This window comes from Motiliproteus sediminis (assembly GCF_017912535.1).
GTDB lineage: Bacteria > Pseudomonadota > Gammaproteobacteria > Pseudomonadales > Balneatricaceae > Motiliproteus > Motiliproteus sediminis.
Genome location: NZ_JAERQK010000006.1, coordinates 22,347 through 46,013, shown reverse-complemented (window position 1 = coordinate 46,013; position 23,667 = coordinate 22,347). Strand labels below are relative to the sequence as shown.

22 protein-coding genes are annotated in these 23,667 nt (G+C 60.0%); 21 read left to right on the top strand and 1 reads right to left on the bottom strand.

All coding sequences use genetic code 11. From position 1 onward, the window contains the following. Position 1: 1 nt before the first annotated feature. The 12 genes from frr (at position 2) to dnaE (ending at position 14,000) form a co-directional block, all read left to right on the top strand. Entirely contained in the window at positions 2–559 is a 558-nt protein-coding gene (gene frr, locus JJQ76_RS11705; RefSeq protein ID WP_210397018.1) for a ribosome recycling factor, read from the top strand. Between the two features lie 30 nt (positions 560–589). Beyond that, the gene (uppS, locus tag JJQ76_RS11700) at positions 590–1,342 is read left to right on the top strand and encodes a polyprenyl diphosphate synthase (protein WP_210397017.1); all 753 of its coding nucleotides are present in this window, start codon (positions 590–592) and stop codon (positions 1,340–1,342) included. Then, positions 1,335–2,156 carry a phosphatidate cytidylyltransferase gene (locus JJQ76_RS11695; RefSeq protein WP_210397016.1) on the top strand — a complete coding sequence of 274 codons (822 nt, stop codon included), beginning with the start codon at positions 1,335–1,337 and terminating at the stop codon, positions 2,154–2,156. The genes uppS and JJQ76_RS11695 overlap by 8 nt, the downstream gene beginning before the upstream one ends. Positions 2,157–2,165: 9 nt before the next feature. Next, positions 2,166–3,521, top strand: coding sequence for a sigma E protease regulator RseP (gene rseP / locus JJQ76_RS11690; protein WP_210397015.1), 1,356 nt, complete (start codon positions 2,166–2,168; stop codon positions 3,519–3,521). A gap of 52 nt (positions 3,522–3,573) precedes the next feature. Beyond that, on the top strand, positions 3,574–5,904 hold the full coding sequence (bamA, locus tag JJQ76_RS11685; protein WP_210397014.1) for an outer membrane protein assembly factor BamA: 2,331 nt from the start codon (positions 3,574–3,576) through the stop codon (positions 5,902–5,904). Between the two features lie 17 nt (positions 5,905–5,921). Continuing rightward, a complete protein-coding gene (locus tag JJQ76_RS11680) occupies positions 5,922–6,419 on the top strand; it encodes an OmpH/Skp family outer membrane protein (RefSeq protein ID WP_210397013.1) in 498 nt (165 codons plus the stop codon). Then, positions 6,397–7,458 (top strand): UDP-3-O-(3-hydroxymyristoyl)glucosamine N-acyltransferase, encoded by a 1,062-nt coding sequence (gene lpxD / locus JJQ76_RS11675; RefSeq protein ID WP_343232531.1) that lies wholly within the window; start codon positions 6,397–6,399, stop codon positions 7,456–7,458. Before JJQ76_RS11680 ends, lpxD begins: the two co-directional genes overlap by 23 nt. Before the next feature lie 5 nt (positions 7,459–7,463). After that, positions 7,464–7,901: a 3-hydroxyacyl-ACP dehydratase FabZ gene (fabZ, locus tag JJQ76_RS11670; protein ID WP_210397012.1), complete on the top strand. Its 438-nt coding sequence runs from the start codon at positions 7,464–7,466 to the stop codon at positions 7,899–7,901. Positions 7,902–7,903: 2 nt separating this feature from the next. Further along, positions 7,904–8,674 carry an acyl-ACP--UDP-N-acetylglucosamine O-acyltransferase gene (lpxA, locus tag JJQ76_RS11665; protein ID WP_246480654.1) on the top strand — a complete coding sequence of 257 codons (771 nt, stop codon included), beginning with the start codon at positions 7,904–7,906 and terminating at the stop codon, positions 8,672–8,674. A 5-nt stretch (positions 8,675–8,679) separates the two neighbouring features. Then, positions 8,680–9,840 carry a lipid-A-disaccharide synthase gene (gene lpxB / locus JJQ76_RS11660; protein ID WP_210397010.1) on the top strand — a complete coding sequence of 387 codons (1,161 nt, stop codon included), beginning with the start codon at positions 8,680–8,682 and terminating at the stop codon, positions 9,838–9,840. Continuing rightward, entirely contained in the window at positions 9,821–10,429 is a 609-nt protein-coding gene (gene rnhB / locus JJQ76_RS11655; protein ID WP_210397009.1) for a ribonuclease HII, read from the top strand. The genes lpxB and rnhB overlap by 20 nt, the downstream gene beginning before the upstream one ends. Before the next feature lie 70 nt (positions 10,430–10,499). Beyond that, a complete protein-coding gene (dnaE, locus tag JJQ76_RS11650; protein ID WP_210397008.1) occupies positions 10,500–14,000 on the top strand; it encodes a DNA polymerase III subunit alpha in 3,501 nt (1,166 codons plus the stop codon). Here the strand turns inward: dnaE and JJQ76_RS11645 are convergent. After that, a complete protein-coding gene (locus tag JJQ76_RS11645) occupies positions 13,988–14,158 on the bottom strand; it encodes a hypothetical protein (protein ID WP_210397007.1) in 171 nt (56 codons plus the stop codon). The genes dnaE and JJQ76_RS11645 overlap by 13 nt on opposite strands. A 180-nt stretch (positions 14,159–14,338) precedes the next feature. Here JJQ76_RS11645 and accA point away from each other — a divergent pair, with 180 nt between their 5' ends. From accA to JJQ76_RS11600, 9 genes are all read left to right on the top strand, one after another. Further along, complete coding sequence (accA, locus tag JJQ76_RS11640; RefSeq protein ID WP_210397006.1) at positions 14,339–15,289, top strand: acetyl-CoA carboxylase carboxyl transferase subunit alpha; 951 nt, start codon at positions 14,339–14,341, stop codon at positions 15,287–15,289. Between the two features lie 33 nt (positions 15,290–15,322). Continuing rightward, positions 15,323–16,627, top strand: a complete 1,305-nt coding sequence (tilS, locus tag JJQ76_RS11635) for a tRNA lysidine(34) synthetase TilS (RefSeq protein ID WP_210397005.1) — start codon at positions 15,323–15,325, stop codon at positions 16,625–16,627. 124 nt (positions 16,628–16,751) lie between these two features. Beyond that, entirely contained in the window at positions 16,752–18,389 is a 1,638-nt protein-coding gene (gene pyrG, locus JJQ76_RS11630; RefSeq protein ID WP_210397004.1) for a CTP synthase, read from the top strand. Between the two features lie 102 nt (positions 18,390–18,491). Further along, positions 18,492–19,787, top strand: coding sequence for a phosphopyruvate hydratase (gene eno / locus JJQ76_RS11625; protein ID WP_210397003.1), 1,296 nt, complete (start codon positions 18,492–18,494; stop codon positions 19,785–19,787). A gap of 158 nt (positions 19,788–19,945) precedes the next feature. Further along, complete coding sequence (gene ftsB, locus JJQ76_RS11620) at positions 19,946–20,227, top strand: cell division protein FtsB (RefSeq protein WP_210397002.1); 282 nt, start codon at positions 19,946–19,948, stop codon at positions 20,225–20,227. Continuing rightward, on the top strand, positions 20,224–21,297 hold the full coding sequence (gene truD, locus JJQ76_RS11615) for a tRNA pseudouridine(13) synthase TruD (RefSeq protein ID WP_210397001.1): 1,074 nt from the start codon (positions 20,224–20,226) through the stop codon (positions 21,295–21,297). The genes ftsB and truD overlap by 4 nt, the downstream gene beginning before the upstream one ends. Then, positions 21,272–22,021 carry a 5'/3'-nucleotidase SurE gene (gene surE, locus JJQ76_RS11610; protein ID WP_210397000.1) on the top strand — a complete coding sequence of 250 codons (750 nt, stop codon included), beginning with the start codon at positions 21,272–21,274 and terminating at the stop codon, positions 22,019–22,021. The genes truD and surE overlap by 26 nt, the downstream gene beginning before the upstream one ends. A 26-nt stretch (positions 22,022–22,047) precedes the next feature. Continuing rightward, complete coding sequence (locus tag JJQ76_RS11605; protein ID WP_210397189.1) at positions 22,048–22,683, top strand: protein-L-isoaspartate(D-aspartate) O-methyltransferase; 636 nt, start codon at positions 22,048–22,050, stop codon at positions 22,681–22,683. Positions 22,684–22,697: 14 nt separating this feature from the next. Further along, on the top strand, positions 22,698–23,639 hold the full coding sequence (locus JJQ76_RS11600) for a polyprenyl-phosphate transporter (RefSeq protein ID WP_210396999.1): 942 nt from the start codon (positions 22,698–22,700) through the stop codon (positions 23,637–23,639). Positions 23,640–23,667 lie beyond the last annotated feature (28 nt).

The window sequence follows — 23,667 nt, the reverse complement described above, 5'->3', positions numbered from 1 at the left end:
CGTGATTGACGAAATCAAGCAAGATGCTGAAGAGCGTATGGGCAAGAGTGTCCAGGCGTTGATGGATAACTTCAAAAAGATCCGCACCGGTCGGGCCCACCCCAGCATTCTGGATTCCGTCAAGGTGTCCTACTACGGCTCGGACGTGCCGATCAGTCAGGTGGCGAATATTAACGTCGAAGACGCGCGTACCCTGTCGATCATTCCCTGGGAAAAGCAGATGGTGCCGGAGATCGAAAAAGCGATCATGAAATCCGATCTTGGTCTCAATCCGAGTACTGCGGGTACTAACATTCGTGTGCCGATGCCAGCGCTGACCGAAGAGACCCGCAAAGGTTACGTGCGTCAGGCGCGCGCTGAAGCGGAAAACGCCCGTGTGGCGATCCGCAATATTCGCCGCGATGCCAACGGTGATATCAAGGACCTTCTGAAGGAGAAGGAGATCACCGAGGATGACGAACGTCGTGGTCAGGATGCGATCCAGAAAATCACCGATAAATACATCGGTGAGGTGGATGAGCATCTGCAGCGTAAAGAAGCCGACCTGATGGAGGTTTGATCCGCGCCGCGGATCAAACCCTGCCGCTGTATGTCGCACGATAAAACCTACGCCAAGGTGCCGCGCCACGTTGCCATCATCATGGACGGCAACAATCGTTGGGCCAAGGAGCGTCGCTTGCCCAGTCTCGCCGGGCACAAAGCCGGCGTCGATGCGGTGCGTGCGGTGGTCGACGGCTGCGCGCGCCACGGGGTGGAATCGCTGACTCTGTTCGCCTTCAGTAGCGAGAACTGGCTGCGCCCCGAGCGTGAGGTGCGTGGTTTGATGGAGCTGTTCATGCTGGCGCTGAAGCGCGAGGTCAAGAAGCTTCACCAACACAATATCCGTCTCAAGGTGATAGGTGATCGTGGCCGCTTTAGCGAAAGTTTGCAGGCCAAAATAGCTGATGCCGAGGCGTTGACTGCGGGCAATAGCGGCATGACGCTGAATATCGCCGCCAACTACGGCGGTCAGTGGGATCTGGCGCAGGCAGCGCAAAAGCTGGCGCTGCAGGTGGCCGCGGGTGAGCTGGATCCAGCGCGGATCGATAGTGATCAGTTGGCCTCGCAGCTGGAGCTGGCAGGGCAACCGGCGGTGGATCTGTGTATTCGTACGGGCGGCGATCGTCGCATCAGCAATTTTCTGCTGTGGCAGTTGGCCTATGCGGAACTCTATTTTACTCCCCTGTTCTGGCCTGACTTCGACCGCGCGGCGCTCGAAGCGGCCTTCGATGATTTTTGCTGCCGGCAGCGCCGTTTCGGCAAGACCAGTGAACAGGTCGAAGCCGAGGAGTCGGATGCTTAAACAGCGTGTGCTGACCGCAGCGGTGCTCGCGCCGCTGGCGATCGGCGGAGTTTTTTTTCTACCTTTCAGCCAATTTCAATGGTTCGTGGTCGCCGTGATCGCGATTGCCGGGTGGGAGTGGGCGAATCTCGGTGATCTGCGCCAGTCGCCGCAACGGGTGATCTACGCGCTGGTGGTGGCGGCGCTGCTGTGGGCCGTACTAAGCCTGCCACCGGGCCCGGTGCTGGCTGTTGCCGCGCTGTTCTGGATGTGGGCGCTGTTCTGGGTGTGTCGTTTCCCCGCCAGTGGCGGTCAGTGGCAAGGAGTGCCCCAGCGGGCGGTTATCGGTCTGCTGGTGTTGCTGCCGGCTGGCGTTGCGTTGGTGGTGCTCAAAGGCATGAGCGCCAGCAATCAGCTGCTGGTGCTGCTGTTTTTACTGGTCTGGGGTGCCGATATCGGTGCTTACTTTGCCGGGCGACGCTGGGGTGGTGCCAAGCTCGCGCCTCATGTCAGTCCGGGGAAAACCCGTGCGGGGCTTTACGGCGGATTGGTTACCAGCTTGTTGATCACGCTGATTGCGGGACTGTGGTGGCAGTTGCCAGTGACATCGCTGTTGGCACTCCTGCTGGTCGGTCTGGTGACGGCGCTGGCGTCGGTGCTGGGAGACCTGTTGGAGAGCATGTTCAAGCGTCATCGGGGTATCAAGGATAGCAGCGCGCTATTGCCGGGCCACGGCGGCGTACTGGATCGGATCGATAGTCTGACCGCCGCAGCCCCGGTGTATGCGCTGGGAACTACGGTGTCCGGTCTGGGGTCATTACTTGCGACGCTTTGAGGACCCCTGATGGACCTGTTGCAAACAATTGTTGCTGCTATCGTCACGCTCGGCATTCTGGTGACTATCCACGAGTACGGCCACTTCTGGGTTGCCCGGCGCTGTGGCGTGCGGGTGCTGCGTTTTTCCATAGGCTTCGGCAAGGGCCTGTTCCGCTGGTATGACCGTCAGGGTACCGAATATGTGATCGCCAGCATCCCGCTCGGCGGTTACGTCAAAATGCTCGATGAGCGCGAGGGCGATGTTCCCGCTGACCAGCTCGAGCAAGCCTTCAACCGCAAGCCGCTGCCGCAACGCGTAGCTATCGTGGCTGCCGGACCGATTGTCAATCTGGTCTTTGCGGTGTTCGCCTATTGGCTGATGTTCATGTCGGGTATCCATACCGTTGCTCCGGTTATCGGTACGGTCCAGGCCCCTTCTCCTGCGGCGGACGCGCGCCTCAATCCCGGCGAAGAGATTGTTACCGTCGATGGCTACGCGACCCGTACCTGGGAGGAGGTGAGCCTGCGCCTGGCAGCGCGGATTGGGGATACTGGTGAGCTGCTGCTGCGAACCCGGCCACTGGACGGCGGGTTGGCTGAGGAGCACCGCCTGCCCCTGCAGCGCTGGCAGATCGACGAGGAGAAAGGCCCGCTGTTGAGCTTGGGTGTGACCCCTTACCGTCCCGAGATTCCGGCCGTGATCGGGCGTCTGGTCGAGGATGGTGCCGCCGCTCAGGCCGGGCTTCAAGTGGGTGATCGGGTGCTTGCCGTGGATGGCGAACCGTTGTCGTCCTGGATGGATCTGGTTGCGCGGGTTCAGGCCAGCCCTGCAGAATCGCTGTTGCTTGAGATTGAGCGTGGCAGTGCCGGTGTGATCGAGCTGGCGGTTACGCCGGCGCGGCAGCGGGATGAGAGCGGCGCGGAATACGGCTACATCGGGGCTGGCGTGGAGCCGGTTAGCTGGCCTGACTCCATGCGTCGGTCGATCCAGTACGGTCCGCTGGATGCGCTGGTTGCTGCCACCGCGAAGAGCTACCAGATGATCACCCTGACCCTTGAATCCATTGGCAAAATGATCCAGGGGCTGATCTCGGTAAAAAACTTGAGTGGCCCCATCACCATTGCTAAAGTGGCGGGGGCTTCGGCGGAGTCCGGTCTGGAGACTTTCCTCAACTTTCTCGCCTATCTCAGTATCAGTCTCGGGGTGTTGAACCTGTTGCCGATCCCGATGCTGGACGGTGGTCACCTGCTTTATTATCTGGTCGAGGCGGTGCGAGGGCGGCCGGTATCCGAACGAACCCAGGTGATGGGGCTCAAGCTGGGGATGGCGCTGCTGCTGACTTTGATGATGCTGGCGCTGTATAACGACCTGGCGCGTCTGTGATTCTTATCTCAAACCAACAACAACTCCAAAAGTAACGGGATTCTTTCGCTTCATGAAACGCAAACTGGCTTTAATCCTGCTGTTGACCGGCCTTTCCTGTTTCGTGCAAGCGGCACCTTTCCAGGTATCCGACATCCGTGTGGATGGGCTGCAGCGTATCGATCTGGGAGCAGTGTTGCGCGCTTTCGCGGTCGATATCGGCGAAGAGGTTGATGAGTTCCGCCTGGCCCGTGCCTCCAAGTCGCTGTTTGCGACCGGTTACTTTAACGATATTCAACTGTATCGCGACGGCAGTGTGCTGGTGGTGAAGGTGCTGGAGCGCCCTGCGCTGAGCAAAATCGAGATCGATGGCAATAAGGCGCTGGAGACTGACGCGTTGATGGATGGGCTCAAGAATATGGGCCTGGCGGAGGGCGAGGTGTTCCAGCGCGCGGCGCTGGAACGGATTCGGCTGGAGCTATTGCGACTGTATGCGGCGCAGGGGCGTTACGGGGCGCAGATAGAGTCGGAGCTGAATGAGCTGCCGGAAAACCGGCTGGGCCTGAAGATCAATATCCGCGAAGGCAAACCTGCGACCATCCAGCATATCAACGTGGTCGGTAATCAGGTGTTTTCCGATGAAATCCTGGAGTCACTGTTTGAACTGGAGGTGTCCGGTTTCTGGTCGTTTTTTGGTAACGAGGACCGCTACTCCCGGGAAAAACTCAGTGGCGATCTGGAGCGGCTGCGCTCCTACTACCTTGATCGCGGATACATCAATTTCAAGGTGGAGTCGACCGAAGTGTCGCTTACACCGGACCGCAATCAGGTATACATCACCGTCAGCATCTCCGAGGGCGAGCAGTTTCAGTTCGGCAGTTTCGACCTTGTGGGTGATCTGGTGATTCCCCGGGAGGAGCTTGCAGCGGCCGTGGTGGTGAAGCAGGGGGATACCTTTTCTCGCCGGCTGATGGTGCGCTCCTCCGACCAGATCATCCGCATGCTGGGCGATGCCGGTTTTCTGCAGGCCAATGTCAACCCCGTACCCGCGATCGACGAAGCCAACAAGCGCGTTGATATCAAGTTCTTTGTTGATCCGGGGCGTCGCATCTATGTGCGCCGGATCGATTTTCGTGGCAATACCACGACAGCCGATGATGTCTTGCGCCGTGAAATGCGACAGATGGAGGGCGGCTGGGCCTCCACCGACAAGATGGAGAAGTCCAAGCAGCGGCTGGAGCGGCTGGGTTACTTTTCGGCGGTGAATCTGGAGACCTCGCCGGTTCCCGGCAGTGATGACCAGATCGATCTGGAGTACAGCGTCACCGAGCAGTTGTCGGGTAACCTGGCCGCCAGTATCGGTTTTTCCCAGAGCAGCGGCCTGATTCTGGCGGCCAGCATCGCGCAGGAAAACTTCCTGGGTACCGGCAAATCGGTCTCGTTCAGCATCAGTAACAGTGACACCGATACCGAGTACAGCTTCCGCTACACCGATCCGTACTACACCGTCGACGGTGTCAGCCGTGGCTTCAATGTTTACTACCGCAAGCAGGATTTCGACGAAGATGACCTGAGTGACTACAACCTCGATTCGTACGGTGGTTCGGTCAGCTTTGGCTATCCGATCGACGAGTATCAGCGGCTCAACTTCTCCGCCGGCTTTGAAAACCTGCAGATCAAGATCGGTGATCCAGCCTCGGTGCCGCAGGAGATTCTCGACTTCGTTGCCATCGAAGGCAGCGAATATGACCAGGTCCTGCTGACCGGCAGTTGGAGTGACAACCACCTCAATCGCGGGATGTTGGCGACGGATGGTTATTCGCAGTCGTTGTCGCTGGAGATGGGCGCTCCCGGCAGCGATCTAAACTACTATAAATTGCGTTACCGCGGGCAGCGTTATCTCCCCTTGACTGATAGTCATCGCTGGGCGCTGAGTTTCAAGACCCAACTCGGTTTCGGGGACAGCTTTGGCGATACCAGTGAGATGCCGTTCTTCAAGAATTTCTACGCCGGGGGCTTCAGCACGGTGCGCGGTTTCAAGAACAACTCGCTGGGACCTCGCTCAACCCCGGACAGCTTTGGAGAGCGCGATCCGCTGGGGGGTAATGTGCTGATTACCGGCTCGGCCGAGTTGATCTTCCCATTGCCTTGGGTGGAAGACACCACCAGTCTTCGTACCCTGCTGTTTGTCGATATGGGCAGCGTGTTTGATACCAAGTGCAGTGTCAGTAATCCCGGTTGTACCGACCAGGTGCGGGTTAAAGATATGAGTGCGGCGGCAGGCGTGGGACTATCATGGCTGACCTTTATCGGTCCGATGTCATTCACTCTGGCCAGACCGCTGAAAGAGCAAGAGTTCGACGAAACCGAAACCTTCCAGTTCTCGCTGGGACGAACATTCTGATAAATAGGGAGAGTTAGATGAAATCGCTAAAGGTCGCACTGTTGGGTTTGCTGTTATTGCCAGCACTGGGCTGGGCCGAGGCGCGCATCGCGGTGCTGGACATGGATGGGGTGATTCGCTCGTCAAAGCTGGCCGAGGATCTGCGCGAGCAGTTGCGGCAGGAGTTCGCTGACGAAGAGCTGGCACTGCGCAAATTGTCCGAGGAGGGCAATGCGCTGAAAGCCAAGTTTGAGAAAGAAAGCGACTTCATGAGCGCCGGCGATCGCGAGATCATGCTCGGCCAGATCAAGAACAAGTACGAAGAGTTCCAGGCGCTGGGTAACCAGATCAAGCAGCAAACGCAAGATCGCGAGCGCGCGTTTCTGGATCAGCTGCGGCCACAGGTGGAAGAGGTGCTGCGGGAACTGGTTGCAGAGCAAAAAATCGACATTATTCTCAACCGCCGTGCGGCGATCTATATCAATCCGGAGATGGATCTGTCGGCAGCGGTACTTGAGCGTCTCAATCAACAGTAACCCTATGGCGATTACCTTTACCCTCGGCGAGATTGCAGCAGCAGTTGACGCCCGTTTGATCGGCGATCCGGCAACTCCGGTTACCGGCCTGCAGACGCTGGCCGCGGCGGGTGGCAGCGATGTGTCCTTCCTGGCCAACAAGCGTTACCGCGCCGAACTGGCAACTACGGCAGCGGCGGCGGTGCTTATAGAGCCGGCATTTGTCGACGAATGCCCGGTGGCGGCGTTGGTTACGGATACTCCTTATCTTGCCTACGCGCGTCTGACCCACCGTTTTGAACAACGTCCCGCCGTCGCCAAGGGTGTTCATCCCACAGCAACGGTTGATCCCAGTGCCGAGGTGGCAGCCGATGCCAGCATAGGGCCGGGTGTCGTGATCGGCGCCGGGGTCTCCATCGCAGCCGGGGTCGAGATCGGACCCGGTTGTGTGATCGGTGACCACTCGGTGATCGGTGAACAGACCCGTCTGGCGGCGCGCGTGACCCTGTATCACGCCATCACGCTGGGCCGGCGCAACCTGATCCATAGCGGTGTGGTGATTGGCGCCGACGGTTTCGGTTTTGCGCCAAGCCCCGAGGGGTGGCAGAAAATCGCCCAGTTGGGCGGGGTGGTGACCGGTGACGATGTGGAGATCGGTGCCAACACAACCATCGACCGCGGTGCGCTGGAACCGACCCGAATCGGCAACGGGGTCAAGATCGATAATCAAGTACAGATCGCCCATAACTGCGAGATCGGCGATAACAGTGCGATCGCTGGTTGTGCCGGAATCGCCGGAAGCACTAAAATAGGCCAGCGCTGTACCATTGCCGGTGCCGCGGGTATCGCGGGACATCTCGAAATCGCCGACGACGTACACGTCAGTGGTATGGCGATGGTAACCAACTCCCTGAATGAAAAAGGGATATACTCCTCCGGTACCGGGATCCTTCCCTATCAACAGTGGAAACGTAATGTCGTTCGCTTCCGCCAGTTGGATAAGCTGGCGGGGCGCGTTGCTGCGCTGGAAGCCAGCGCCGAAAAGAAGCAGAAAGGTTAATCTGAATGATGGATGTAAATGAAATTTCGCAGGACCTGCCGCACCGCTATCCTTTCCTGCTGGTTGACCGGGTGGTCGAGCTGACGCTGGGCGAATCGATCGTCGCGTACAAGAACGTCACCATCAACGAACCCTTTTTCAATGGCCACTTCCCGGGGCATCCGGTCATGCCGGGAGTGCTGGTGGTCGAGGCGATGGCCCAGGCGGCCGGCGTGCTGGGCTTTCGCACCATGAATAAGCAGGCCGAAGATGGCTCCATCTATTATCTGGTTGGCGCTGATAATTTGCGTTTCAAACGCCCGGTCGTGCCGGGTGACCGACTGCAACTGGAAGCCAAAGTGATCTCCGAGCGGCGCGGGCTGTGGAAGTTTGATTGCAAGGCCAGCGTTGACGGTGAACTGGTCAGCTCTGCTACCATCCTTTGTGCCCACCGCAAGGTATGAGTTTGATTCATCCAAGCGCCATTATTGATCCGTCGGCCCAGATCGCCGACAACGTCGAGATCGGCCCCTGGACGCTGATCGGCCCTGATGTGGTGATCGGAGAGGGGACGCAGATCGCTTCTCATGTGGTTGTTAAAGGCCCGACCCAGATCGGCCGCAACAACCGCATTTTCCAGTTCGCCACCGTCGGTGAAGAGTGCCAGGACAAGAAATACGCGGGTGAGCCGACCCGACTGGTGATCGGTGACAATAACGTCATTCGTGAAGGCTGCACCCTGCATCGCGGTACCATTCAGGACCACAGCCTGACCCAGATCGGTAGCGGCAATCTGCTGATGGCCTATGTGCATGTCGCCCATGATTGCATCGTTGGCGATAACTGTATTCTGGCCAATAATGTCGCCCTGGCCGGCCATGTCAAAGTGGGTGACTTCGCTATTCTGGGCGGCTTTACCGCGGTCCATCAGTTTTGCCAGATCGGTGCTCACGTCATGTGTGGTGCCGGCACCGTTGTGCTGCAGGATGTGCCGGCCTACGTGATGGCCAACGGCAATACTGCCACCCCCCACGGCATCAATAGTGAAGGTCTGAAGCGTCGCGGTTTCGGCAGCGATGAGATTCGTGCCTTGCGCCAGGCTTACAAGCTGATCTACCGCAAAGGCCTGAAACTCGACGAGGCGCTGGCTCAGATCGTCGCCATGCAGGCCGATTGTGACGCGCTGACACCGCTGGTGACCTCGTTGCAGCAGGCCAGCCGCGGCATTATCCGCTAAGGCTGATGCGAATCGGCCTGGTTGCAGGTGAGGCATCGGGGGATATTCTCGGTGCCGGCCTGATGCGTGCGCTCAAACAACAGCATTCCGCTATCCAGTTCGAAGGTATCGGCGGCCCGTTGATGGAAGCCGAAGGCCTGCAGAGCCGGGTGCCGATGGAGCGCTTGTCGGTGATGGGGCTGGTGGAGGTGTTGGGTCGCCTGCGCGAGCTGCTGCGGATCCGCCGCGAGCTGGGCGATCACTGGCTCGCCAATCCGCCTGATGCCTTTATCGGCATCGACGCCCCCGATTTCAACCTGGGGCTGGAGAAGCGCTTGCGTGATGCTGGCGTGCCGACCATTCACTACGTCAGCCCGTCGGTCTGGGCCTGGCGCCAGGGGCGGGTGAAGAAGATCGCCAAAGCGGTCGACCTTATGCTCTGCCTGTTGCCTTTCGAAGTCCCCTTTTACGCCCGGCATCAAGTTGATGCGCGCTTTGTCGGCCATACCCTGGCCGATGATCTACCGCTGGAGCCGGATGTGAGCGCAGCCCGACAGACTCTGGGTCTGGAACCGGACGCCACCTATCTGGCGCTGCTGCCCGGCAGTCGTGGCGGCGAGGTGGAGCGGCTGGGGCCGCTGTTTCTCGATGCCGCCGAGCGCTGTTTGCAGCGGCGTCCTGATCTTCAGTTTCTGCTGCCGGCCGCCACCCCCGCCCGCCGCGCCCAGATCGAACAGCAACTGGAAGGGCGCGCGTTGCCGCTGACGCTGGTGGATGGCCGTTCTCGCGAAGTCATGACCGCCAGCGACGCGGTGCTACTGGCCTCAGGTACTGCGGCTCTGGAAGGGATGCTGTTGAAAAAGCCGATGGTGGTGGCCTACCGTTTTGCGGCGCTCAGCTGGGCGATCATCTCGTGCATGGTCAAGGTAAAGTATGTCGCGCTGCCCAATCTGCTGGCGGACGAAGAGCTGGTGCCGGAGCTGCTGCAAGATGCCGCAACGCCGGATAATCTTGCCCGGACTCTGCTGGAACAGCTCAATCAGGGCGAGCGGCGTCAGCAGTTGGTCACCCGTTTCACCGAGCTGCATCGGCAGCTGAAGCAGGACGCCAGCGCGCAATCCGCTGCTGCCATACTGCAGCTGCTGGCCAGGCGTCGGGAGAGGGCTGATGGAACTGCAGGGATTTGATTTTGGCCCCGCCAAGGGGCAACTGATTGCGGGTGTCGATGAAGTCGGTCGTGGCCCGCTGTTTGGTGCCGTCGTTACCGCTGCGGTGATTCTTGACCCGGCGCGCCCCATCGCCGGCCTGGCAGACTCTAAAAAGCTGACCGAAAAGCGGCGCGACGCCCTGTTTGACGAGATCCGTGAGAAAGCGTTGGCCTGGAGTATTGCCCGTGCCGAGGTCGAGGAGATTGATCGCCTCAATATCCTTCATGCCACCATGCTGGCGATGCAGCGTGCTGTGGCAGGGCTGCATACCCCGCCTGATTATGCCCTGATCGATGGCAACCGTTGCCCGGCGCTGCCCTGTCCCTGCGAGTCGGTGGTCAAAGGCGACAGCACGGTGGCGGCGATCAGTGCCGCATCAATCCTCGCCAAAGTTAGCCGGGATCGCGAAATCATCGCGCTGGATGCGCACTATCCGGGCTATGGCCTGGCCGGTCATAAAGGTTACCCCACCAAAGTGCATCTGGAGGCGCTGCAACGGCTGGGGCCGACACCGCTCCACCGACGCTCGTTTGCGCCGGTGCGCAATCTGATCGAGTCCATGGGTTAAGCGCTTAAGTCCGCCCGTCTTCTGAGGCTATAATGCGCCTCTTCCTTTTGTGTAAATCGAGCTGATCGTCATGTCGACACCGCCCTTTGTTCATCTGCGCGTGCATTCCGAATACTCCGTTGTTGACGGTCTGGTGCGGGTTAAGACGCTGGTGGCCGAGGCGGCTGCCAAACAGATGCCGGCGGTGGCACTGACCGATCAGAGCAATTTCTATGCCCTGATCAAGTTTTACCAGGCGGCGATAGGGGCGGGTGTTAAGCCGATCTGCGGCGCCGATCTGTGGTTGGCCAACCGCGCCGATGAGCGTGAACCGCCGACTCGTATCTGCTTGTTGGTTAAAGATCGTGTTGGCTACCGCAATCTTACCGAGATCATCGCCCGCGCCCATCAGGAAGGGCAGGGCATTGTGCCGGAGAAGGCTCTGGTGCGGCCGGAGTGGATCCATGAAAAGCCCGAGGGGCTGATCGCCCTGTCCTGTGCCAAGGAGGGTGAAATTGGCCAGGCGCTGCTGGCAGACAAAGGGGACGACGCACGGGAACTGCTGGCCGAGTGGCGAGCCAGCTTTGGAGACAGCTTTTATCTGGAGCTGCAGCGTACCGGCCGGGTGAACGATGAGGAGTGTGTTCACGGTTCGTTGGCTCTGGCTGCGGAGAGTGGCTGTCCGGTGGTCGCCACCAACGATGTGCGCTTTATCGCAACCGATGAATTCGACGCCCACGAAGCTCGGGTCTGCATCAACCAGGGGCGGGTGCTGGACGACCCGCGTCGGCCCAAAGAATATAGTGAACAGCAGTATTTTCGTTCGGCTGAGGAGATGGCCGAGTTGTTTGCCGATATTCCCCAGGCGCTGACCAACACGGTTGAGATTGCCCGCCGCTGTAGTATCGATGTAGAGATCGGCAAGTACTATTTGCCCAACTATCCCATCCCCGAGGGGATGACCATGGATGAGTACTTTATCGAGATCTCGAAGAAAGGGCTCGAAGAGCGACTGGAGAAAATTCTCGACAAAAACGATCCCGACTACGCCGAGAAACGCCGACCCTACGACGAACGGCTTGAGTTCGAGCTCAAGATTATCATCGAGATGGGCTTCCCCGGCTACTTTCTGATCGTGATGGACTTTATCCAGTGGGGCAAGGACAACGGCGTACCGGTGGGGCCTGGGCGGGGTTCCGGTGCCGGCTCGCTGGTGGCTTACGCGCAGAAGATTACCGACCTCGATCCGCTGGAGTATGACCTGCTGTTCGAGCGATTCCTGAATCCGGAACGGGTGTCGATGCCTGACTTCGATATCGACTTCTGCATGGATAACCGTGACCGCGTAATCGACTACGTGGCCGAAACCTATGGCCGCGACGCGGTGTCCCAGATCATCACCTTCGGCACCATGGCCGCCAAGGCCGTGGTCCGTGACGTAGCGCGGGTACAGGGCAAGCCGTTCGGCCTGGCGGACAAGTTGTCCAAACTGATCCCCTTTGAAGTGGGGATGACCCTCGGCAAGGCGATCGAACAGGAGCCGGCGCTGAAGGAGTTTCTGGCCACCAGTGAAGAAGCCCAGGAGATCTGGGAGATGGCGCTGCAGCTTGAGGGCGTGACCCGGGGCGTGGGCAAACACGCAGGGGGGGTGGTGATTGCCCCGACCCGGCTGACCGACTTTGCACCGCTCTATTGTGACGAGTTCGGCGGTGGTTTGGTGACCCAGTATGACAAAAACGATGTCGAGGCGGCCGGGCTGGTGAAGTTCGACTTTCTCGGCCTGCGAACCCTCACCATTATCGACTGGGCATTGAAAACCATTCATCGCCAGCAGGCCAAGCGCGGCGAGGCGCCACTCGATATTGCGGCGATTGATCTGGAAGAAGCGCCGGTTTACGAGATGCTCAAGCGCGGCGACACCACCGCGGTGTTCCAGCTCGAATCCAGCGGTATGAAAGACCTGATGAAGCGACTGCTGCCAAGCCGCTTTGAAGATATCGTCGCTCTGGTGGCGCTGTTTCGGCCTGGCCCGCTGCAGTCGGGCATGGTGGACGACTTTATCAACCGTAAGCACGGTCGTGCTCCGCTCTCCTATCCTCACCCCGATTACGAATACATGCCGCTGCAGCCGGTGCTGGAACCCACCTACGGGGTGGTGCTTTACCAGGAGCAGGTGATGCAGATCGCCCAGGTGATGGCGGGCTATACCCTTGGTGGTGCTGACATGCTGCGCCGGGCCATGGGTAAGAAAAAGCCGGAAGAGATGGCTAAGCAGCGGGCGATCTTCCTGGAGGGGTGCAAAGGGCAGGGGATCGACCCGGATCTGGCGGGTAATATCTTCGATCTGGTGGAAAAGTTTGCCGGTTACGGTTTCAACAAGTCGCACTCGGCCGCCTATGCGCTGGTCTCCTACCAGACCGCCTGGCTTAAGCACTACTATCCCGCACCCTTTATGGCGGCGGTGATGTCCTCGGACATGCAGAACACCGACAAGGTGGTGATCTTCATCGAAGAGTGCCGCACCATGAAACTGCCGCTGGTGCTGCCTGACGTCAACAGCGGCGAGTATATGTTCACCGTCAACGACGCCGGCGAGATTGTCTATGGTCTGGGTGCCGTCAAGGGGGTTGGTGAAGGCCCTATCGATGCCATCGTCAAGGCGCGCGCCGAGGGTGGGGCGTTCACCGATATCTTTGATTTCTGCCAGCGGGTGGGTGGCAAAAATATCAACAAGCGGGTGATGGAGGCGCTGGTGCGCTGCGGGGCGCTGGACAAGATCGGCCCCAGTCGGGTGGTGTTGTGGGCGGCCATTGCCGATGCACTCAAAGCGGCTGATCAGAATGCGCGTAACCAGGACAGCGGCATGGTCGACCTGTTCGGCGACGTGGCGGTGGCTGACGTAGCGGCGGGTGATGTCTACGAACCCTATCGGGGTCTTGAGGAGTGGAGTGACAAAGAGCGCCTGACCGGTGAGAAGGATACCCTGGGGCTCTACGTGACCGGCCACCCCATCGATGAGTACGAAACAGAGCTGCGAGAGTTCGTGCCCAACCGGCTGGTAGACCTCAAGGGTGAGCGCGGCCGGACCCAAAAAATGGCGGGGCTGGTGGTGGATATCCGGCTACGCAAGACCAAGCGCGGGGACACCATGGCCTTTGTGATGCTGGATGACCGCAGTGCGCGGATGGAGGTTACGCTATTTGGCGACACCTATGAAAGCCATCGGGATCTGGTCGCCAAAGACAGGGTGATTGTGGTTGAAGGCGAGGTCGCGTTCGATGACTACTCCGGCCAGCTCAAGGTGCGCGCCAGTCGGCTGCTGGATATGGCCACGGCGCGGGTCAGCTTTGCCAGCCATCTGCGAGTGGGCGTGGGAGCTGACGAGCAACAGCTGGTTGATGGGCTTGAGCACTGGCTTTCTGCCCACCGCGGTGAGCAAGGAGTGCCGGTGCAGCTGCACTATCAGCGGGGCGATGCGGAGGCCTGTTTACGTTTGGGTGACCAGTGGCAGGTGGTCGTTAGTGACGAGCTGTTGCTGGAGCTACGCCGCCGTTACGGCAAGCAGGCGGTGCTGCTCGACTATGGTCGCTGAGTGGGGGGCGGTTGCCGGCGCCCTTGGCGATGGCGGTCATAAAGGTAGATCACCAGATTCTTGCTGCCAAACATCAGCGCTGCGAATAGCAGGCCGATGGCAAACCCTGCCAGAGGGTGTTCGCGCAACAAGTCGATAAACCAGAGCGGGCTGTTCATGCTTGGCTCCTTATTAGGCATATCTAATGTATAGCGGATTTGTTGCCCTTTGCATAGCGTTGGGCTGGCATCCGCTGACACTGGCAGTTAGAATTTGCCCTATTTTGTCCTTGCGCCTTTTTGTGAAAGCGATTATCGGTGCAGGGTTTCAGCGCAAGCTGCGGATTCGAGAGACACCCCATGAACCCGAATTATCTGGACTTTGAACAACCGATCGCCGAGCTGGAAGCCAAGATCGAAGAGCTGCGTCTGGTGGGCCAGAACAGCGATGTGAATATTGGTGACGAGATCGGACGCCTGCAGGAGAAAAGCGTTACTCTGACCGAGCAGGTATTTGCTGATCTGAGCGCCTGGCAGGTGGCCCAGATTGCGCGTCACCCGCGTCGCCCTTACACCCTGGATTACGCCGAGCTGATTTTTGACGAGTTCGAGGAGCTGCACGGCGACCGTCATTTCGCCGACGACGCGGCCATTGTCGGCGGTGTGGCCCGCATTGACGAGCGGCCGGTGATGGTGATCGGTCATCAGAAAGGGCGTGACGTGCGTGAGAAGGTCAAACGCAACTTTGGTATGCCGCGTCCGGAAGGTTATCGCAAGGCGCTGCGTCTGATGGAGATGGCCGAGCGCTTCAAGATGCCGATCATGACCTTTATCGACACTCCCGGCGCCTATCCCGGCATCGATGCCGAAGAGCGCGGCCAGAGTGAGGCAATTGCTTTCAATCTGGCGGTTATGTCACGCCTGAAAACGCCGATTATCTCCACCGTGGTGGGCGAGGGCGGTTCCGGTGGCGCGCTGGCTATCGGTGTGTGTGACCGCCTGATGATGCTGCAATACGCGACCTATTCGGTGATCTCGCCGGAGGGATGCGCGTCTATTTTGTGGAAGAGCGCTGAGCGTGCGTCTGACGCCGCCAAAGCGATGGGAATCACCTCCCAGCGTCTGCATGAGTTGGGTCTGGTGGATAAAGTGGTTGCTGAGCCGCTGGGAGGAGCTCACCGTGATCCGGCGCAGATGGGAGCGTCGTTGAAGCTGGAGCTGTTAACCGAGCTCGATCGTCTGCAAGCCCTGTCCACCGACGAACTGCTGGAACAGCGCTATCAGCGCCTGATGTCCTACGGAATTCAGTAATCATTCAGGGCGGTCGCTCGACTGCCCCTTGTCATGACCTCGTCTAACCCTCTGTCGCCTGCTCTGCTGGACTCCCTCGCGGAGTCCGGGCAGGTTTGGGTCGGCCTTAGTGGCGGCCTTGATTCCACCGTACTGTTGCACTTGGCTGTTGCGGCCGGACTTGGCCGTCAGGGGCGTCTGCACGCGGTTCACGTGCATCATGGGTTGCAGTCGAGCGCTGATGACTGGGCGGCGCACTGTATTCGCCTGTGTGCCGAGTGGTCCGTACCTTGCCGGGTCGAGCGGGTGACCGTGGCGGCGGAGCAGGGTGTTGAGGCCGGAGCACGTGCAGCGCGTTACGCCGTGTTCGAATCCCTGTTGCGCACCGGCGACACGCTGCTATTGGGCCATCATGCCGATGATCAGTCCGAAACCCTGTTGTTGCGTCTGTTTCGCGGTGCAGGCGTACGCGGGCTGTCTGCGATGGCCGCCGTGCGCCCCCTGGGCGAGGGCGAATTGCGGCGGCCGCTGCTTGCCTGCTCGCGCAGCCAGTTGGCCGCCTATGCTGGTGCCGAGGATTTGCGCTGGCTCGAAGACGGCAGTAACACGGAGGCCCGTTTCGACCGTAATTACCTGCGTCATCAGGTGATGCCGCTGCTGCATCGTCGCTGGCCGGGGCTCAACCGCGTGCTGGCCCGGGCGGCGCGCTTGCAGCGTGAATCGGCGGAGCTGCTGGCTGAGTATGCGGATCAGGATCTGGCCTCGGTTTGCCATCGTGGTGCGCTCAGTGTGCCGGCGCTGGGGCGGTTGTCACCGCCGCGGCAGCGCAACCTGCTGCGCCGCTGGTTACTGCGGCAAGGAGCGGAAGTGCCGGCGGAGCGCCAGTTGGTGGTGTTTCTGGCTTCCCTTTTCCAGGCGGGTGACGATCGGCAGCCACGGTTGAGCTGGGGGGGCTGGATCATGGAGCGCTATCGTGGCGAGCTGTACCTACGCTCCTCCGCGCCGGAGGCTGTGCCGTTCCAGTCTTGCTACTGGGTGCCGGGCGAATCGCTGGTCTTGCCGGCGGGAACCCTGACGGCAACGGCGGCTACGGGGCGTGGCTTGAGGGTTGCGGCTGGTGATGTGGTGACCTTGATGCCGCGCCGCGGTGGAGAGCGGCTGGTGCTGGCCGGGCGCGACGGCAGTCGCTCACTGAAGAAGTTGCTGCAGGAGGCCGCGGTGCCGCCTTGGCGACGCTCTCTGTTGCCGCTCATCTACGTCGATGGCGAGCTGGCGGCGGTGGCCGATCTGTGGGTCTGCGAGCAGTTTGAGGCGCGCTCCGGGGAGCGGGGTTGGCAGCTTGAGTGGTGCTGGCACTGAGTCGTGCCCGCCCTGTTTTTCGATTGTCGCCAGAGGGCTTCTCTGGTACTCTGTAGCCCCATCTTGAGGCGGTTCTCGCTTCTCTCCGATTTGCACGTTTTTAACATCTGCTGACAGGTTTCGAATGACGCACTTTATCTTCGTCACGGGCGGCGTTGTGTCCTCTTTGGGTAAGGGCATCGCTTCCGCATCGCTGGCCGCTATTCTCGAGGCCCGCGGCCTCAAAGTGACCATGCTTAAACTGGATCCTTACATCAACGTGGATCCGGGCACCATGAGCCCCTTCCAGCACGGCGAAGTGTTCGTGACCGAAGATGGCGCCGAAACCGACCTCGACCTTGGTCACTACGAGCGTTTCATTCGTACCACCATGACCAAGCGCAACAACTTCACCACCGGTCGGGTGTACGAAGAGGTGCTGCGCAAAGAACGCCGTGGTGATTACCTCGGTGGCACCGTGCAGGTGATTCCACACATCACTGACGAGATCAAGCGCCGGGTGATCGAAGGCGCCGGTGACGCTGATATCGCCCTGGTGGAGATCGGCGGTACCGTGGGTGACATCGAATCGCTGCCGTTTATGGAAGCGGTGCGCCAGCTGCGCGCTGAGCTGGGCTCGTCGCGCGCGCTGTTTATGCACCTCGTGTTGGTGCCCTATATCGCCACCGCTGGTGAAACCAAGACCAAACCGGCGCAGCACTCGGTCAAAGAGCTGCGCTCCATCGGTATTCAGCCGGACATTCTGGTGTGCCGCTCCGACCATGAGATCGACGCCTCGCATCGTCGCAAGCTGTCGTTGTTTACTAACGTTGAAGAGCGCGCGGTTATTCCGCTGCAGGATGCGAGTACCATCTATCGGATTCCGCGCATGCTGCACGAAGAGGGGCTGGACGAAATTATTGTCGACAAGTTCCGACTGGACTGCCAGCCGGCGGACCTGACCGAGTGGGACAGTGTGGTGGACGCCAAGCTGAACCCGCACAAAGAGGTCACCATCGCCATGGTCGGCAAGTACATGGAGCTGTTGGACGCCTACAAGTCGCTGATCGAAGCGATGACTCACGCCGGCATCAAGAACCGCACCAAGGTGAACCTGCGCTACATCGATTCCGAAGATATTGAGCGCCACGGTACTGACCGTCTGGCTGATGTGGATGCCATTCTGGTGCCGGGCGGCTTCGGTGAGCGCGGTGTCGAAGGCAAGATCGAAACCGTGCGTTATGCCCGCGAGAACAAAGTCCCCTATCTGGGGATCTGTCTCGGTATGCAGGTGGCGGTGATCGAGTTTGCCCGCAACGTCGCCGGTTTGGCTGGTGCTAACAGCAGTGAGTTCGGTCCTGATTTCGAGCATCCGGTGGTCGGCCTGATTACTGAATGGACCACCAGTGACGGTGATGTGGAAACCCGCAGTGAAGACACCGATCTTGGCGGTACCATGCGACTGGGCGGGCAGGAGTGCCGCCTCGCGGTCGATACCACGGCTCACGCCTGCTATGGCAAAGAGGTGATCGTCGAACGCCATCGTCACCGCTATGAAGTGAACAGCAACTACGTCGAACAGCTGGAAGCTGCTGGCCTGCGGATCGCCGGCCGTTCCATGGACGGTGCGCTGGTTGAAGTGGTGGAAGTGCCCGATCATCCCTGGTTCGTCGCTTGTCAGTTCCACCCGGAATTCACTTCGACGCCGCGTGACGGCCACGGCCTGTTCAGCGGTTTCGTTAAGGCCGCGCTGAACCGTGCCGGCAAGGACGCAGCAAAGTAGAACCTTATCGAGAGCAGCCTTCAGGGCTGCTCTTTTTTCGGGGCGCAGCAGCGCCCGACCCGGGAACCGATTTTTTTAAGACCCTTTGGAGTGAAAGTCGACATGGCCAAAATTATCGATATCAAGGCGCGGGAAGTGCTTGATTCACGTGGCAATCCTACCGTTGAAGCGGATGTGATTCTGGAGTCCGGCGCCTTTGGTAGCGCCTGCGCCCCGTCCGGTGCGTCTACCGGCTCGCGCGAGGCGCTGGAGCTGCGCGACGGCGACAAGAGTCGCTATCTGGGCAAAGGTGTGCTGAAAGCGGTTGCCGCGGTTAACGGCCCGATTCGTGACCTGCTGTTGGGCAAAGATGCGCTGGAACAGCGCGCTATCGACCAGGCGATGATCGACCTCGATGGTACCGAGAACAAGGCCAAGTTTGGCGCCAACGCCATTTTGGCGGTATCTCTGGCGGTTGCCAAAGCGGCAGCCGTCGAGAAGGGCGTACCCTTGTACGCTCATATCGCTGACATCAACGGCACCTCCGGCCGATTCTCCATGCCGGTACCGATGATGAACATCCTTAACGGTGGCGAGCACGCCGATAATAACGTTGATATTCAGGAGTTCATGGTGCAGCCAGTCTCCGCACCGAGCTTTGCCGAAGCGCTGCGCATGGGCGCCGAGATCTTCCACAGCCTGAAGAAAGTACTCTCTGCCCGTGGCCTCAACACCGCCGTTGGCGATGAAGGCGGGTTCGCACCGAACCTGGCCTCCAACGAAGAGGCACTGGTGGTGATCAACGAAGCGATCGCCAATGCCGGCTACGAGCTGGGCAAGGACATCACTCTGGCGCTGGATTGTGCCTCGTCTGAATTCTACAAGAATGGCAAGTACGACCTGTCCGGTGAGGGCAAGGTGTTCGACGCTGAAGGTTTCGCCGAGTATCTGGCCGAGCTGACCCGCAAGTACCCGATCGTTTCCATCGAAGATGGCATGGACGAAAGCGACTGGGACGGCTGGGCGGCGCTGACCAACAAGATCGGAGACAAGGTACAGCTGGTGGGTGACGACCTGTTCGTCACCAACACCAAGATCCTGTCGCGCGGTATCGAGCAGGGGATCGGCAACTCCATTCTGATCAAGTTCAACCAGATCGGTTCGTTGTCCGAAACTCTGGATGCGATCAAGATGGCGCAGGACGCCGGTTTTACCGCGGTGATCTCGCACCGTTCCGGTGAAACCGAAGACACCACCATCGCCGATCTGGCGGTGGCCACCTGCGCGGGGCAGATCAAGACCGGCTCGCTCTGTCGCTCCGACCGCGTCGCCAAGTACAACCGTCTGCTGCGGATCGAGGGCGAGCTGGACGGCAAAGCTCCTTACAATGGCCTGTCCGAAATCAAAGGCCAGGGGTAAGCTGAGAAGGGGAGCTGAGGCTCCCCTTTCATGTTCGTGGGGTACGCTATGCCAAGAGAGCAAGGGGGTGCAGGTGCGGCGATGATCCGCTGTTGCGGCTGTTGTGATCGTCGGCGATGCCGCCCCGAAGGGCGGTTATGCCACCCTGCGGAGGACGGATGCGCTGGTTGTTGATGCTGTTGCTGGTATTGCTGCTCGGGCTGCAGTATCGGCTGTGGTTGGGCGAAGGCAACCTGCCGGCCGTGTGGAGCTTGCAGGAGGATATTCGCGCCCAGAAGGCGGTCAATGCCGAGCTTGAAGCGCGCAATCAGGCCCTCAAGGCGGAGGTGAAAGACCTCAAGCAGGGGCTGTCTGCCATGGAGGAGCGAGCCCGCAGTGAGCTGGGGATGATCCGCCGCGGCGAAACATTCTTTCTGTTACCGGACGACGAGCGTCGATGACCGCACTCCCACCCTTTGATCTGGACTTCCCCCGGGCCCATGGCGACCCTGTCTGCACCGGTATGTTGCGCAGCTGTGATGCTGACTTTCAGGTAGATGAGTTGCTCGGCGTAGAACTCAAGGGTGAGGGGGAACACCTGTATCTGCAGATTGAGAAGCAGGGCCAGAATACCCAGTGGCTGGCGGGCCAGTTGGCGCGTGCCGCAGGCGTGCGCCCCATGGATGTTGGCTATGCCGGGCTGAAAGATCGTCATGCCATCACCCGGCAGTGGTTCAGTCTGTGGTTGCCCGGTAAAGAGAGCCCGGACCTGCAGGGGCTGGATATTAGCGGTGTACGCGTATTGCAGCAGAGTCGTCATGACCGCAAACTCAAACGTGGCGGCCACTTAGGTAACCGTTTTGTGTTACGCCTGCGTGAGGTTGCGGCGGACGATGCCCTCGAGGTGCGCCTGCGTCAGGTGCGTGATCGGGGGGTACCCAACTACTACGGCGAGCAGCGCTTCGGTATTGACGGCGGCAACCTGCCGGCCGCCGAGCAGTTACTTAGTGGCGAGAGGCGGGTCAAGGATCGCAACCGGCGCGGCTTGTTGCTGTCCGCCGCGCGCAGTTATCTGTTTAATCAGCTTGTGGCTGAACGGGTGCGGCGGGGCAACTGGAATACCTATCTGGATGGCGACCGGCTGATGGTAGCGGGCAGCAGTAATCTGCTGTCGCTGGAGGATTCGCGTGCGCGTGAGGCCGATGTCGGTGCCGCCGGGCTGCATCCGACAGCGCCTCTCTGGGGACGCGGACGAGCGCTGGCAGAGGGCGCAGCTCTGGCGCTGGAAACTGATATACTGGCGCCATTTAGCCGCTGGTGTGAAGGGCTGGAGCGCGCAGGGCTCAGCCGTGAACGGCGGGCTTTGGGGTTGCTTCCCGAGGCGATGCGCTGGCATTGGCCCGAGCCCGGGGTGCTGGAGATCAGCTTCTGCCTGCCGCCGGGTACCTTCGCCACCAGCGTATTGAGGGAGTGCTGCGCCTATCGCGTAGCCGAACGGAACAACGATGAAACTACTGCTATCCAACGATGACGGCGTTCACGCGCCGGGCCTCGCCGCCCTGGCTGAGGCGCTGGCCACTATTGCAACCCTCCAGGTGGTCGCACCTGACCGTGATCGCAGTGGCGCCAGCAACTCGTTAACCCTCGATCGACCTCTGGAAACCCTGCGCCACGCCAATGGCTTTGTCGGTGTCAATGGTACGCCCACTGACGCGGTTCATCTGGGGGTGTCCGAACTGTTTGGTGAGCGCCCGGAGATGGTGGTCGCTGGCATCAACGCGGGGGCCAATCTGGGTGACGACGTGCTGTACTCCGGCACGGTCGCCGCTGCCATGGAAGGACGCTATCTGGAACGGCCGGCGCTGGCGTTGTCGATGGCGGCCGGAACTCCCCGTCATTTTGCCACCGGAGCAGCGATTGCGCGTCATCTGGTAGAGCGCATCAGCCGGGTTGATCTCGCCCCGCGCACGGTGCTCAACGTCAATATCCCGGATCTGCCAATGGAGCAGATCAAAGGGATTCGGGTTACTCGCCTGGGTCATCGGGATCTGGCCGGGCAACCGGTGGCGGCGACCGACCCCCGTGGCAAGACTCGCTACTGGATTGCGGCAGCTGGTAACGCCGCCGACGATGGTCCCGGTACTGATTTCCATGCGGTTGCCCAGGGCTATGTGTCGATTACCCCGCTGCACGCTGATATGTCCCAATACTCCGGCTTTGATGCCGTCGAAAGCTGGCTAGAGGAGCTGGAGTGAGTACCAACCTTTTTGCCGGTATCGGCATGACCTCGCAACGAACCCGGGATCGTCTGATCCAGCGTCTGGCCGATGCCGGCATCGCCGATCAACGCGTACTTGAAGTGATGCGAATGCTGCCGCGTCATCTGTTTATCGATGAGGCGCTGTCGCATCGTGCGTATGAAGACACCGCGCTCCCGATCGGCTACAACCAGACCATTTCCCAGCCCTACATTGTTGCCCGGATGACCGAAGCCCTGCTGAACGGCGGTGTGCCGCAACGGGTGCTGGAAATTGGCACCGGCTCCGGTTACCAGACCGCCGTGCTCGCCTGTCTGGTGGGCACGGTTTACAGTGTGGAGCGGATTAAACCGCTGCAGGACAAAGCGCGTGGGCGGATGCGTGAGCTGAAACTGCGCAATGTCCACTTCAAACATTCAGATGGTAGCTTCGGCTGGCCGGAAAAAGGCCCCTTTGATGCCATTATCTGTGCCGCGGCGCCCGAGCAAGTGCCGCCGGAGTTGCTGGCTCAGCTTGCTATCGGTGGGCGGATGGTCATTCCCGTCGGTGGTGAGGAGCAGCAGTTGCGCCTGGTGGAACGGATCTCCGAAGAGAGCTGTCAACAACAAACGCTGCAAGGGGTACGGTTCGTGCCGATGTTGGCTGGATCGATTCGCTAAAAGGAGCGCTGTTGATGACTCGCACTCTCCGTGACTGGGTAGTATTGTTTCTCAAGGGGCTGACCATGGGGGCAGCTGACGCGGTCCCCGGTGTTTCCGGCGGCACGGTGGCGTTTATCACCGGCATCTACGAAGAGCTGCTGAACTCGATTCGAGCCATCACTCCCGGTGCGTTGCTGACCTTGGTCCGGCAGGGACCTGGCGCTTTCTGGCAGCAGATAAACGGAAGTTTCCTGCTGGTGCTGTTAAGCGGGATTCTGCTCAGTCTGGTCAGTTTTGCCCGGCTGGCGGTGTATCTGTTGGAGCACCATCCGGCGCTGCTGTGGGCGTTCTTTTTTGGCCTTATCCTGGCGTCGTCAGTGTGGATGATCCGCCAGATTGAAGGTTGGAACCCGCGCTTGCTGCTGGCGATGCTGGTGGGGGTGATGGTAGCGTTCAAACTGACACTGATAACGCCGGCACAGGCCGAGATCACCAGTTTGACCGTGTTTCTTGCCGGTGCCATCGCGATCTGCGCCATGATCCTGCCCGGCATTTCCGGCAGTTTTATTCTGCTGTTGCTGGGCATGTACGCACCGATCATGGGCGCGATTAAGGGGCTGGAGTTGGCGGTGCTGGGATTGTTTGTCAGCGGCTGCGCGATCGGTTTGCTCAGTTTTTCGCATCTGCTGTCCTGGATGTTCCGCCATTACCGCCAAGTCACACTGGCGCTGTTGACCGGCTTTATGATCGGTTCGCTGAACCGGGTATGGCCGTGGAAATATACCAGCAGCTACCGCATCGACCGCCATGGTGAACCGGTGCCGCTGCAGCAGGACAACGTGCTACCGTCGAACTATGAGGCGCTGACGGGGCAGGACGCGCTGCTGTGGGCCGCCGTTGGGCTGATGCTGCTGGGCGCGGTGTTAGTGTATATTCTGGAAGCGAAAACCCCTTCAGCCGGCGATAAGAGGTGAACGGATTTCCAATCCAAGGACGACAGCA

Coding starts and splice junctions, on each gene's coding strand:
- uppS (WP_210397017.1), top strand. CDS start 590: ATGTCGCACGATAAAACCTACGCCAAGGTGCCGCGCCACGTTGCCATC.
- JJQ76_RS11695 (WP_210397016.1), top strand. CDS start 1,335: ATGCTTAAACAGCGTGTGCTGACCGCAGCGGTGCTCGCGCCGCTGGCG.
- rseP (WP_210397015.1), top strand. CDS start 2,166: ATGGACCTGTTGCAAACAATTGTTGCTGCTATCGTCACGCTCGGCATT.
- bamA (WP_210397014.1), top strand. CDS start 3,574: ATGAAACGCAAACTGGCTTTAATCCTGCTGTTGACCGGCCTTTCCTGT.
- JJQ76_RS11680 (WP_210397013.1), top strand. CDS start 5,922: ATGAAATCGCTAAAGGTCGCACTGTTGGGTTTGCTGTTATTGCCAGCA.
- fabZ (WP_210397012.1), top strand. CDS start 7,464: ATGATGGATGTAAATGAAATTTCGCAGGACCTGCCGCACCGCTATCCT.
- lpxB (WP_210397010.1), top strand. CDS start 8,680: ATGCGAATCGGCCTGGTTGCAGGTGAGGCATCGGGGGATATTCTCGGT.
- rnhB (WP_210397009.1), top strand. CDS start 9,821: ATGGAACTGCAGGGATTTGATTTTGGCCCCGCCAAGGGGCAACTGATT.
- dnaE (WP_210397008.1), top strand. CDS start 10,500: ATGTCGACACCGCCCTTTGTTCATCTGCGCGTGCATTCCGAATACTCC.
- JJQ76_RS11645 (WP_210397007.1), bottom strand. CDS start 14,158: ATGAACAGCCCGCTCTGGTTTATCGACTTGTTGCGCGAACACCCTCTG.
- accA (WP_210397006.1), top strand. CDS start 14,339: ATGAACCCGAATTATCTGGACTTTGAACAACCGATCGCCGAGCTGGAA.
- tilS (WP_210397005.1), top strand. CDS start 15,323: ATGACCTCGTCTAACCCTCTGTCGCCTGCTCTGCTGGACTCCCTCGCG.
- pyrG (WP_210397004.1), top strand. CDS start 16,752: ATGACGCACTTTATCTTCGTCACGGGCGGCGTTGTGTCCTCTTTGGGT.
- eno (WP_210397003.1), top strand. CDS start 18,492: ATGGCCAAAATTATCGATATCAAGGCGCGGGAAGTGCTTGATTCACGT.
- ftsB (WP_210397002.1), top strand. CDS start 19,946: ATGCGCTGGTTGTTGATGCTGTTGCTGGTATTGCTGCTCGGGCTGCAG.
- truD (WP_210397001.1), top strand. CDS start 20,224: ATGACCGCACTCCCACCCTTTGATCTGGACTTCCCCCGGGCCCATGGC.
- surE (WP_210397000.1), top strand. CDS start 21,272: ATGAAACTACTGCTATCCAACGATGACGGCGTTCACGCGCCGGGCCTC.
- JJQ76_RS11605 (WP_210397189.1), top strand. CDS start 22,048: ATGACCTCGCAACGAACCCGGGATCGTCTGATCCAGCGTCTGGCCGAT.
- JJQ76_RS11600 (WP_210396999.1), top strand. CDS start 22,698: ATGACTCGCACTCTCCGTGACTGGGTAGTATTGTTTCTCAAGGGGCTG.